Origin of the sequence: Sinorhizobium sp. M4_45, assembly GCF_002885915.1 — a bacterium.
Classification (GTDB): domain Bacteria; phylum Pseudomonadota; class Alphaproteobacteria; order Rhizobiales; family Rhizobiaceae; genus Sinorhizobium; species Sinorhizobium meliloti_A.
The window spans coordinates 28,459-40,431 of record NZ_NWVE01000013.1; the positions used below are offsets into that span (position 1 = coordinate 28,459).

Consider the following 11,973-nt stretch of genomic DNA (forward strand, 5'->3'; position numbering starts at 1 on the left):
GCGAGCATTTCGCCCCGGAAATCACGCGTTAGGGCCTGCCCCAACGCGGCATTCTGACACTACCAAAAACGAAAAACAAGGAACTTCAAATGAAACTGGGAAGCCAATTTCGTCCACGCCTGCTTTCCGCGCTTCTGATCTCAGTCTTCCTCGGGAGTGCTCCGTCGACGTCGGCGCAGGCACAGGAAACCGGGGAGCTTCGGATCGCCACGTCCTACAAGCTGATGACGCTCGATCCGCACTATGCCAATCTCAACGAGAACACCTCGCTGCTCTCCCACATCTACGAGCGGCTGGTCTATCAGGACGAGAATCTCGAGCTGAAGCCCGGCCTTGCCACCTCCTGGCGGCCACTGTCCGACACGCAATGGGAGTTCAAGCTCCGCGATAACGTTCGCTTTCATGACGGCTCAAAGTTCGGGGCGGACGATGTCGTCTACACGATCGAGCGCATCCGTGACTTCCTCAAACCGCCTAGCGGCGGCTTTCGCTCCTATGTGAGCGGCATCAAGTCGGTCTCGGCCTCCGATCCCCTCACCGTCCTCATCGAGACCAATGGCCCGGTCCCCAATCTGCCACTCTTCTTTTCTTCCATTTTCGTGATGAACCGGCCCGCTGGAGGCTTCGAGGCGACGGAGGACCTCAACGCCGGCCAATCTTCCGTCGGTACCGGTCCCTACCGGTTCGAAAGCTGGAGTTCCGGCGAGAGCCTGAGGCTCATACGGAACGACGACTATTGGGGCGGCAAGCCCACCTGGCGCAATGTGACGTTCCGGGTCATCGAGAACCCGGCCGGCCGCGTTGCGGCGCTCAGCACCGGTGAGATTGATGTGGCGGATGCCATTCCGGCACGCGACGTCGCCTCGTTGAAGGAGCGCGGCGCCAGGATTGCAAGCGTGGGTGCCGCGCGCGTCAACTTCGTGCAATTCGACGTGTCGCGGGAGACACTTCCGGGCGTGACGGGCAAGTCGGGCGAACCAATCGACAATCCATTCAAGAACCCTCTGGTTCGCCGTGCGCTTGCGATGGCGACGGACCGGGGCATTTTGGTCGACAAGATCCTCGCCGGCTATGGCACGGCTGCGGCTCAGGTCTTTCCGAATGGCCTGCCGGGCACCTCGGCAAATTTGGTGCCAGGGACGCCCAACTATGACGAGGCAAAATCCCTTCTTGCGAAGGCAGGCCTTCCGAACGGCTTCAACCTCGTTCTTGCAGGGCCCGCCGGACGCTACCCCGGTGACGCCGAGAGCCTTCAAGCAATCGCCCAAAGCTGGGCCCGTATCGGCGTAAACGCCCAGCCATCAGCCGCTCCGTTCTCGGTCTTCAATACCAAACGTGCCGCCGGCGACTACGCCGCCTGGTACGGCGGCACGTCCGGCGAAGCGGTCGATATCATCCTCCATACCCTGCTGGCATCGCCGAACCGCGAGCGCGGAACCGGTGCCCTGAACTTCGGGAACTATCAAAACGATGCCTTCGACGCGATGCTCGCAAAGGCCGAGAGCATTGAGGTGGGGCCGGAGCGGTACCAAGCGCTGGCGCAAGCCACGGAACTCGTTATGGCCGACCAGCCGATCATACCGCTCTACCATTTCCATCACATCGTCGGTTACGGCCCACGGGTCGGCTCTTATGTGATGCATCCCCGCGGCTGGACGACCGCGATGCAGACGCTTGCGGCAGTGGAGTAAGCGATCATGGGCATGATTTCAGTTGCATTGGGAAGGCTGTCGCAAGCCTTCCTGCTCCTCATCGTCATGTCGTTGATCGGATTTATCGGCATCCACAGCGTCGGCAATCCGGTCTTCAACGTGGTCAACATCGAAACCGCCACGCCAGAAGATATCAGGCAGGCGACAATCGCGCTCGGACTGGATCAACCGATCTGGAGGCAATATCTCGTCTTTATCGACAATGTGGTCAGCGGAAACTTCGGCACCTCCTACATCTATCATCTGCCGGCCTTCGAGCTGGTTATAGCCAAGTTGCCGGCGACGCTGGAACTCGCGTCTGTCGCCATGCTTATAGCGGCACCGCTTGGAACGGGGCTCGGCCTCGTTGCTGGCCGACGGAGCGGAACCCTGTTCGATCGGACCGTCCTGAAGGCGAGCGTGTCGGCACTGAGCGTTCCATCCTTCTGGCTGGCGATGATGCTGATCCTCGTCGGCGCCATCCTGACAGGCTGGTTCCCATCCGGTGGCAGAGGCTCGACCGCAACTTTTCTGGGGCAGGAATGGAGTATCTTCACCGGCGACGGACTGTGGCACCTCGTGCTTCCCGCATTGGCGCTGGCGATACCGAACATCGCTCTCATCGCCCGCCTTTCACGATCGGGAACGATTGAAGTCGAAAGCATGGACTACACGCGGTTTTGCCGCGCCAAAGGGCTTTCCCCGCAGAGGATTCTGTTTCGGCACACCCTCCCGAACATCAGCGTGCCGATTGTGACGATCATCGGCCTGCAGTTCGGCGGCATGCTCGCCTTTGCCGTAGTGGTGGAGTCGATCTTCTCGTGGCCTGGCGTCGGCAAGCTCTTGATCGACTCCATTCAGCTCCTCGACCGCCCGGTGGTGATGGCAACACTGACCTTCATCTCGGTCGCGTTCGTCGCGCTGAATGCCCTGGTCGACCTCTTCTATGCCGTGCTCGATCCGCGCGTGCGCCTGTCTTCGTGAAAGGTGACCCCGTCATGAAAGCTCAAATTTTGAGGGCGCTCCGAAAGCGTCCACATGGACCGGTCCTGACCGCGTCCAAGGTGCTGCTTGCGAGCTACATTTTGCTCGCTATCGCGGCACCGGCAATCGCACCACAGAATCCCTACGATCCGTTGCAGATCTACGGATGGGAGGCGTCCTCGCCGCCGGGCACGCTCGGTAGCGGCGGCTATCTCTACCTGCTCGGGACGGACGGGCTCGGCCGCGACATCGTCAGTACTATCCTCTATGGCCTGCGCATCAGCCTGGTGGTGTCGATCACCAGCGCAGCGATCGCCGCTCTGGTCGGGCTGACGGCCGGTGTCAGCGCCGCATATTTCGGCAAGTGGATCGATGCCGCGATCATGCGACTCGTGGACCTGCAGCTCAGCCTGCCGACGATCCTGATCGCGCTCATCGCCATCGTCACGCTCGGCCCGGGCGTGGACCGGATCATTCTGGCGTTGATCATTGCGCAATGGGCGACCTATGCGCGGATCGCGCGCGGCGTTGCCTTGAGCGAGGCGAACAAACCATACATGGATGCGACCCGATTGATGCGGCTGCCGACGTCGCGGATCATCTTCCGCCACTTGCTTCCGAACAGCATCGCGCCGGCCGTTACCTTGATCCCGATCGAGGTCGGCCATGCCGTCGCACTCGAGGCGACCCTCTCCTTCCTGGGTTTGGGCGTTCCGATCGACAAGCCCTCGCTCGGCTCCGCGGTCGCAAACGGGTTCCAGTATCTTCTCACCGGTCAATACTGGATCAGCCTGTTCCCGGGGCTCGCCCTCTTCGGTCTGATCGCCAGCATCAATCTCGTCGGTGAAGACGTTCGACGCAGCCTCGATCCAAGGAACCACTCGCTATGACAGTGGAACACGTGACGACACCCCTGTTGCGGGTTGAGAACCTTAGCCTTCGCCACGCTTCGGGAGACGGCTTGACGACAATCCTCTCTGACGTGAGACTGGAACTCGGACGCGGCGAGATCCTCGGCATCATCGGCGAGTCGGGAGCCGGAAAGTCGACGCTCGGCAATGCCGTGCTCGGCCTGCTTTCGCCCGAGCTCCAGCAGACGTCCGGGACGATCGAGTTCAATGGTCAGGCGATCCACACCATGACGCCCGATGAGCGCGCGGCGCTTCGAGGGCGTCGGATATCAGCGATCTTCCAAGACCACACCGCCTCCCTCGATCCGCTGATGAGCATCGGTGCCCAGGTGGAGGAAACCTGCCTTGCGGTCGATGGCTCACTTTCCAGGCGTGAGGCGCGGGCCCGCACCCTCGATCTCCTTGCCCGTGTCGGAATTCCGGAGCCGGAGCGACGATACCGCAACTACCCGCACCAGTTCTCCGGAGGACAAAGGCAGCGCATCGTCATAGCGATTGCTCTTGCCGGCGCTCCCGACATCATCATCGCCGACGAGCCGACCTCGGCGCTCGATGCGACCGTCCAGAAGCAGATCCTCGGACTACTTCGAAACCTTGTAGACGAAACGGGCGTTTCCATCATCCTCGTAACTCACGACATGGGCGTGATCTCCGAGATCACCGATCGGGTCCTGGTGATGCGCAAAGGACAGGTGGTGGAAGCGGACCGCACGTCCACCATTCTCGATCAGCCCAGGCACGAGTACACACGCAAACTGCTCGCCGCCGTTCCGAGGCTCCGGGTCACCGCTTTGACAACCAGCGCGGACGACGGATGCCGCCGAAGTGTTTCCTCGATCGGAGACGACAAGGCGCCGATGTTTCTCGTCGCCGACGGCGTGTCGAAACAATTCGCGCAGCAGGGTTTTGCGTGGGGCTGCGGCCGAAGCAAGCCAAAGTTCGGCTTGCACGACGTTGGCCTCCAACTGCCACGCGGCAAGATCACCGGCGTTGTCGGCGAGAGCGGAAGCGGCAAGACGACATTCGGCCGTATCATCGCCGGCCTTGATACGGCGCTTGCGGGCAGGATCCGGATCGGTGCCAGCGAATTCGACGTTACCATAGGCGGTCGCCGTAACGGCCTTCTCGGCCGGGTGCAGATGATCTTCCAGGATCCTTCCGCGTCCTTGAACCCCCGCATGACCATCGCCGAAACGCTCGACGAAAGCATCCGCTTCGGCGCGAAGCTCGCCGCCGGGGAAGAACCGACGGACGCAGCGGCGATGATGGATCGGTTGGGGCTCGCTCGCAGCCTGCTCGCCCGCTATCCGCACCAGCTCTCCGGCGGTCAGAGGCAGCGCGTCTGCATCGCGCGGGCCCTGCTCGCGGCGCCTGAGATCATCGTCGCGGACGAACCGACATCGGCACTCGACGTGTCGGTGCAGGCCGAGATCATCCAACTTCTGAAGGACACCATCGCCGAGCGCGAGATGACGATGATCTTCATCTCCCACGACCTCGCCATCGTCCAGGAGATGTGCAGTTCGGTCTACATCTTCAAGGACGGCCGGGTCGAGGATTTCGGACCATCCGATTTCATCTTCTCACGATCCGACAATCCCTACACGCGCACGCTCATCAACGCCCGACCGCACCGCTTCAGATGCTGAGCTGTGCCGGCGTCTCAACGAATGGGCCCAGCTCCGAACCACCATTTTCTTGAAACACGTGGCACGTATCGCCATAGAGGGTGACTCCATGAATGACAGGTTCACATTGGCCGTGACTGGCCAATCGCTCATCAAGCACGATATTCGCGACATCTCTGCCCCGGCTTTCCGTGAGGTTCAGTCTCTCCTTCGCAAGGCGGATCTCTCGTTCACCAACTTTGAAGGGACCATCCTTGGGAGCCACGGCGGGTGGCCACTTAAGGGATCCTTCTTCGGCTGCAGCGATCCAGCCGTTCTCGACAGCCTTCGTGCGATCGGGTTTCGCGCGCTTTCCCTTTCGAACAACCATGCGTTCGACCTCGGCCCATCCGGCGTGCTCTCGACACTCGAGGAGGTGGAGAAGCGAGCCTTCCTCCATGCCGGCCTCGGCCGTGACCACGCGCAAGCCTCACAGGCAGGCACCGGAATGATCGGTGGACGGCGCGTCGCGATCGTGGCGATGGACGGCGGCCCTGGTCCGAATTTCATGTACGCGGCCGACGCCGAGGACAATCGCCCAGAACGCCCGGGGGTCAATCGGCTTCGGCTGTCCCAGGTCATCGAGGTCGACGAGACCGCGTTCGATCAAATCCGGGCTATTCGCGACAAGGTTGGGTACACCGCTATCGATCTCACCAACGACAGTCAGCCGGACGATCCGCCGCGCCTCACCCCGGAATCCGAAATCGGCATCTCGCGTGCGGTCTTCACGCGATCGGAAAGGTTCGGACGCAGCGTCAAGATCGATGAGGCCGATCTTGCCAGGAATCTCGCCTCGATCGCGGCTACGGCCGCGGACGGATCTCTGGTGATCGCCTATCTCCACCATCACCATTGGGCGTCCGACTGGTATCAGGTCCCCGACTGGGTGAGTGGCGTTGCCAAACGATGCATCGATGCGGGTGCTCATATGTTCGTGAGCCACGGTGCGCCCGTCCTCCAGCCGATCGAGATCTACCGGCGCCGGCCGATCTTCTACAGCCTCGGGAATTTCATTTTCCACGTGCGTTCTGAGAAGTCGACCTGGACGGCACCCGAAGTCTGGGAGAGCGTCATCGGCCTTTGCTCGTTCGACGATAATTACGGCCTAATCGAGATCACGCTTCACCCCGTCATCATCGGAGGCGATGAAGCGCTGGCTGATGGGGTGCTGGAGCATCGCCTGGCGCCGCATCTAGCAGCAGGCGAAAGCGCCGAACGGATATTGCGCCGATTTTCCGAACAATCGACGAGATTCGGCGTCGACGTCGAGATTTCCGGCGGGGTCGGTGTCATCAGGTTTTAGCCCGTAGGGCGCCGTACCAAAGGGCTTGCTGGTTAACTCCGCAGTCCACCACGACAGCGGTAGCGGAGCGGGCCGACCCATCTCAGCCAAAAAACGCCGACGACAAGAGCGGGAATCTCTTCAGGACGAGGATGGACAACATGGAAGTTCGGGAAGAACTCATCAGCCGCTTTTTTCGCTATTCCGCGATCGAGAGTCAAAGCAACGGCCGCTCCCAATCCTTGCCGTCCTCGCCCGGACAAGCAGCACTCGCTGCCCTGCTCGCCGACGAGATGCGCGCAATTGGCATGAACGACGTGCTGGTCGACGAGCATGCCATCGTGACGGGAGTCAAACGTGGCAACAGGCCTGAGGTCCCACCGGTCGGCTTCATCGCGCATCTCGACACCGTCGATGTCGGCCTCTCGCCCTTCGTCCGCCCGCAAATCCTCCGCTTCGAAGGCAAAGACCTTTGCCTCAACCGCCAGGAAGACATCTGGCTCAGGGTCGCCGAACATCCGGAAGTTCTTGAGTGGGAGGGGAATGACATCATCATTGGTGACGGCACCAGTGTCCTCGGCGCAGACAATAAGGCGGCAATCGCGGTCATTATGACGCTGCTTGCCCGGCTCGATCAGCAGGTGGGCCACGGCGACGTCTTCGTTGCCTTCGTGCCGGACGAGGAAATCGGATTACGCGGCGCCAAGGCGATGGACCTCTCCCGCTTCCCTTGTGATTTTGCTTACACGATCGACTGCTGCGAACTGGGCGAGGTGGTCCTGGAGACATTCAACGCCGCATCCTGCGAGATCGTCTTTACCGGGGTCAGTGCGCACCCGATGTCAGCGAAGGGTACGCTCGTCAATCCGCTGCTGATGGCGATGGACTTCATCTCCCACTTCGACCGCGAGGACACGCCTGAATGCACAGAAGGTCGCGACGGGTTCTTCTGGTTCAAGGACCTCATCGCAAACGACAGCGAGGCAATATTGACCGCATTGATCCGGGATTTCGATACAGATGGCTTCAATCGGCGCAAACGTCGGATCGCCGAAGTGGCGGAAGCAATGAGATCGCGCTATCCGACCGGGAATGTCCGGTACCACGTCACCGACACCTATCGAAACATCTCCACGAGCCTCGCTCGTGACGATCGTGCCGTCGCTCTGCTATTCAAGGCTATGGAAAAACTCGGGATCGAGAAGAAGGTGATCCCGATGCGCGGCGGCACCGACGGCGCGGTCCTCTCGGCCAGAGGAATACCGTCACCGAACTTCTTCACCGGCGCCTACAACTTCCATTCGCGCTACGAATTTCTGCCGATACCAGCCTTCGAAAAGTCGTTGGAAGTTGCGTTCAAGATTTGCCAACTGTCGGCGAGTAGCTGAGATGAGAAAGTCGCGGCCTAAATCTCAGAGTCGGTCGTTGTCGCCGCCAACGGCCGACGCCTCTTTCTGCTCTCTATCCGTGAGCGTGCCCTGATCTGGCGTTAGGTCCAGCTTGCCCCAGATCGAGGTTTTGCGGTCGGTCGGTTTGAGCTTTCGGGATTGCTTGATTTCTACGGTAAACGGCTTTGTCTGCTGACGCATGAATCCTCCAGGCGACGAATTGCGAGCACTCGATACCGGGTTGATTATTGAAGGCAACTCCAAGCCGGCAGGTCCGTCGCCACCGAACCAGCGCCCGGACATAGGAATAGAGCAACGGTTTGACCACATGCTATGTTCCGCTTGGGCGAGTCCGTGGCACGTTGCAATCACCGCGTTCCTCGTGATCCGTCGGCATTGGCCACGTCCTCCTCGGGCTCGATGAGGCATGTCTGATCGGAGAGCGGCTTCGCCTCGATCGTCTTCCCGCAACGGCCATGCAAAACTTTCTTCCCCTGAGCGCTCAGGCGCTCATTCCTCCCGAAACAACAAAGTTTCTCCCGGCCGTCCTCCATTCCATTCCGGCCTTGTCAGGTGCGGCCCAATCGTCCCCGATCCTTGCGACAGCCATCGAGGCCGCGAAGGGCGCGGTCCGAAACCAACGAAAGGAACACCACAATGGCAACCATCGGCACCTTCAACTCCACCGAAAGCGGCTTCAACGGCTCGATCCGCACGCTGGCCCTCAACGTCAAGGCTCGCATCGCCCGCATCGAAAACCCCTCCGACAAGGGCCCGCACTTCCGCATCTACGCTGGCAACGTCGAGCTCGGTGCAGCCTGGCAGAAGCGGTCCGAGCAGGACCGCGACTACCTCTCGGTCAAGCTGGACGACCCGAGCTTCCCCGCGCCGATCTACGCAACCCTCACCGGAGTGGAAGGCGAGGACGGCTACCAACTGATCTGGTCGCGCCCCAACCGGGACTGAGATCCGGGCGAGGCCCCGCCGGAAGGCGGGGCCAACCGGCCGAATTGAGAAACCGCGAGCGGGCATCGAGCCGCTTCCGGCTCTTCTGGTGCCGTACAGGACCGGAAATGTCTGCTCGATATCCGCGATGCGGATTTTCTCCCCGCCGAACCAGAACGTATGGCCGTCGACGGCGCAGTTCACATGGCGATCGGCGCCGCAGATCAAAAACGCGGCCGACAGCGAGTCTGGTGTCGGTGTCCTGGCCGCAGTTAGCAGTTCCGGAGAGGTTGCCAGCGCCCCCGAGGGCAAGCCAGCCTCCCGTAGCAAAGATGATCACGGCGCAGGGATCGCGGTCCTTGGTGTGCGCAGGCGGCTCGATCCCCTCCTGTTTGCCTCTACCTCGGCTTCGGATTCACCTGCGCTTACGTGCAAGGGACTTCAGATAGTGTGCGAGGGGCGGCGCGCAGTCGGTCCCGCCTCCCCTTCGGGCCGCTATGCTGCGGCTCCTGCGGCTGCGCTGTTTCTCGCCCCTCGCACGACGAGAATTCCCGAAATCCCGCCCGTTGGGCGTCGCTAATGCTGATTTCTCCGATACTCTTCATTGTTCTGGATCGGCCTTGCTCGGCATGCTGCGCGCCGGCTCGACCCGAAGTGCATCGGGTGGGTTTCCGAGCGTGTGAAATCTGTTCGCTCCGACGCAGGATTTCATGTCGTCGCGCCTGAACCAGATCGCGCGGCCGCATCTCAGCGGCGCGTTCCCGGCCGTAAATACGATCTGCTCGTCCGCTCGCATCCGAAGAACCTCGTGCGGTTGGATCAACGGTCGTGCGGCCAACTGCTTCGACCGCGTCCGCGACGATCCTTTCATCTGCGAACTTCGGCTGACCTGGTCGATCTCGACTGTTGTCATGCCGCAACGGCGCGAGATGTAGTCCGCCGTTTCCGGGTCGTTGATCGCAGCGAAACTGATCCAACTCGCACTCTCGAACCACTTGCTGGCGGCATCGCGTCCGCCATAGGTTTCGCGCATTTGGCCGATCGACTGATAGACCATGACAAGGGTGATGCCATACTTGCGGCCGGCATCGCGCGCAGTTTCCAGGATCCGCATATAGCCAAGCCTCGCGACCTCATCGAGAAGGAAGAGTGCTCTGCCCTTCATCGAGCCATCGCGATTGTAAATTCCGTTGAGAAACGAGCCGATGATGACGCGGGCCAAGCCCGCATGCGTCTCCAAGATCTTGAGATCGATGTTGATGAAGACGTCCGTATTTCCTTCGGCGAGATCCCCCGTTGAAAACGTCTTTCCGGAAACCAACGCGGCATAGTTCGGATACGACAACCAGTGGGTTTCTTTGATCGCATTTGCGTAGACGCCGGAGAACGTTTCGGGTGTCATGTTCACAAAAGCCGCGACATTTTCCTTGACGAAATCCGACTCCGAATTGTCGTAGATTTCCTGCAGGCGTTGGCGCAACTGCGGCTCCGGCTCGGAGAGATTGGCGCGAACCTGGCGAAGCGTCTGGTTCTCTTTCTCCGTATGGCCGGAGAGACAAACGTCGGCGATCATTGCCGTCAGCAACTGCAAGGCCGAGGCACGGAAGAAGTCGTCGCGCACACCGCGCGTGCCGCCGCTGTCGCTCATGATCCATGAGGCGACGGACGCGATGTCCTCTTCCTTGGTCCCGCCGAATTGCCCAATCCAATCAAGCGCATTGAAGCCAGTCTCCGGCCTCTTCGGGTCGAGGACGAACAAGTCTCGGTTCGAGCCCGTTCTGTGGGCTGAAACCATCGGCGCCAGCTCGTTCGACGGATCGAGAACGATAAGGGATCCACCCCATTTGAGTGCCGTCGGGATCGTCACCGATGTCGTCTTGAAGCCGCCCGATCCGGCGAAGACGATGCCGTGCGACGATCCGAACGAACCGTCGAAACACAGCAGCGGCGACTTGCCGCCGGCGCCCCACGTTTCCGGGTCATCGGCACGGAACGAGCGCGCCGCTGTGCTGTCCCTGTCGACGCGGTAGCGCTCGCCAATGACGATGCCGCCCGAGACAGCAAAGAGTTTTTCCGCGTCCTGCATTTTCATCCAGTCGGCCTCGCCATGCAGCGCCCGCTTGCCGCGAATGCGCTTCGGCTCGGCGCTGGCGAAGGCCGCATTGCCGACGAGCGCGACACGTAGAGCGAAGCAGGCAGATATCGCTGCCGCCGCCGCTCCCATCAGCGTCGAGGGATCGACATAGGAGAGGATGGACTTGCCGACCGGAACCTGGTTGCCGAATGTCGACAGCCTGATCGCCTCGCGAGCGATGGCGACAGCGATCGTCGCTATACCACCGGCAACGACGCCCCATCCGGCCGTCTTGATCCTGATCGCGCCGGCGCTCGCGAACAGGAAAACGATGCCGATGGCGGCCGCTGAGACATAAGGCAGGGCAATGCCCGCCCGGCCGAGCGTATGCCGAGCAGCCTCCGACTTTCCAAACCCCGACAGCCAGTGTTCGATCCCGGTCAATCCGATCGTGACGAGGAACATCAGCGCGACAGGCGCGATGAACAGGATGATCCTATTCATCGCAATTGCCGAAGGCCTCCGCGCCGATCGCCATTAGTCGCGAGCGTTCGGTGTCGTTGCTTTTCAAGCGCTGGCTCAAATCGATGAGCGCGCCAAGCAGAAGCGCGCGTTTCTCGTAGCGGAGACCCGCTTTGACGATCAGGCCGCCGAGCTCGATCTTTTCCCGCGTCTCCTTCTTTCGCGCGTCGGATGTGGTTGTGCGCGCCATCCGCTTAAGCCTCAGCAGTCCCGCCCGCAGCCGCGCCAGCCGCGTTCTGCGCAGACGGTGCGCTGCTTTCGCCGACGCCAGCTCCCCTTTTCCCTCCGGTCGTGCGAACCTCGCCTCCCCGAAACCGCTTCGCCAGGTCCTCAAAAGCCGCCTGTAGCTGTGTCTCGTCGACCTCGATCTCGGCGAGACCGGCCTTGAGGGCAATCCGACCGATGCGCTCCGCCTCACGCGTTTCAGCGGCCTTGAGTTGCTCCTGCAGCTGCGCGATTTCGGCTCGGATTTTGGAGGATGGCTTCTTCATTCCGTTCGTCTCCCT

At 61.3% G+C, this 11,973-nt stretch carries 11 protein-coding genes and 1 pseudogene; 7 read left to right on the forward strand and 5 right to left on the reverse strand.

Going from position 1 to position 11,973, the window contains the following annotated elements; genetic code table 11:
* Positions 1–89 precede the first annotated feature (89 nt).
* From CN933_RS27690 to pepT, 6 genes are all read left to right on the forward strand, one after another.
* Positions 90–1,691, forward strand: coding sequence for an ABC transporter substrate-binding protein (locus tag CN933_RS27690; RefSeq protein WP_102762951.1), 1,602 nt, complete (start codon positions 90–92; stop codon positions 1,689–1,691).
* Between the two features lie 6 nt (positions 1,692–1,697).
* Positions 1,698–2,675, forward strand: a complete 978-nt coding sequence (locus tag CN933_RS27695) for an ABC transporter permease (protein WP_102762952.1) — start codon at positions 1,698–1,700, stop codon at positions 2,673–2,675.
* Positions 2,676–2,689: 14 nt separating this feature from the next.
* Positions 2,690–3,565 carry an ABC transporter permease gene (locus CN933_RS27700; protein WP_102762953.1) on the forward strand — a complete coding sequence of 292 codons (876 nt, stop codon included), beginning with the start codon at positions 2,690–2,692 and terminating at the stop codon, positions 3,563–3,565.
* Positions 3,562–5,235: a dipeptide ABC transporter ATP-binding protein gene (locus CN933_RS27705; protein ID WP_102762954.1), complete on the forward strand. Its 1,674-nt coding sequence runs from the start codon at positions 3,562–3,564 to the stop codon at positions 5,233–5,235. Before CN933_RS27700 ends, CN933_RS27705 begins: the two co-directional genes overlap by 4 nt.
* Before the next feature lie 88 nt (positions 5,236–5,323).
* Complete coding sequence (locus CN933_RS27710) at positions 5,324–6,559, forward strand: CapA family protein (protein WP_102762955.1); 1,236 nt, start codon at positions 5,324–5,326, stop codon at positions 6,557–6,559.
* A 140-nt stretch (positions 6,560–6,699) separates the two neighbouring features.
* Entirely contained in the window at positions 6,700–7,926 is a 1,227-nt protein-coding gene (gene pepT / locus CN933_RS27715) for a peptidase T (protein WP_102763054.1), read from the forward strand.
* Between the two features lie 24 nt (positions 7,927–7,950).
* Here pepT and CN933_RS31655 read toward each other — a convergent pair whose 3' ends face one another.
* Positions 7,951–8,127, reverse strand: coding sequence for a hypothetical protein (locus CN933_RS31655; RefSeq protein ID WP_180980830.1), 177 nt, complete (start codon positions 8,125–8,127; stop codon positions 7,951–7,953).
* A gap of 456 nt (positions 8,128–8,583) precedes the next feature.
* Between CN933_RS31655 and CN933_RS27725 the strand changes: the two genes are divergently transcribed.
* Positions 8,584–8,892 (forward strand): DUF736 domain-containing protein, encoded by a 309-nt coding sequence (locus CN933_RS27725; RefSeq protein WP_102762956.1) that lies wholly within the window; start codon positions 8,584–8,586, stop codon positions 8,890–8,892.
* 114 nt (positions 8,893–9,006) lie between these two features.
* On the opposite strand, the pseudogene CN933_RS32600 reads toward CN933_RS27725, so the two are convergent.
* From CN933_RS32600 to traC, 4 genes and pseudogenes are all read right to left on the reverse strand, one after another.
* Positions 9,007–9,208: pseudogene (locus tag CN933_RS32600) on the reverse strand (thermonuclease family protein); the annotation flags it as partial.
* Between the two features lie 264 nt (positions 9,209–9,472).
* Positions 9,473–11,449, reverse strand: a complete 1,977-nt coding sequence (gene traG / locus CN933_RS27735) for a Ti-type conjugative transfer system protein TraG (RefSeq protein WP_180980831.1) — start codon at positions 11,447–11,449, stop codon at positions 9,473–9,475.
* Positions 11,442–11,657 (reverse strand): type IV conjugative transfer system coupling protein TraD, encoded by a 216-nt coding sequence (traD, locus tag CN933_RS27740; protein WP_102762958.1) that lies wholly within the window; start codon positions 11,655–11,657, stop codon positions 11,442–11,444. Before traD ends, traG begins: the two co-directional genes overlap by 8 nt.
* Positions 11,658–11,661: 4 nt before the next feature.
* Positions 11,662–11,958, reverse strand: a complete 297-nt coding sequence (gene traC / locus CN933_RS27745) for a conjugal transfer protein TraC (protein ID WP_102763056.1) — start codon at positions 11,956–11,958, stop codon at positions 11,662–11,664.
* Between the last annotated feature and the right edge of the window lie 15 nt (positions 11,959–11,973).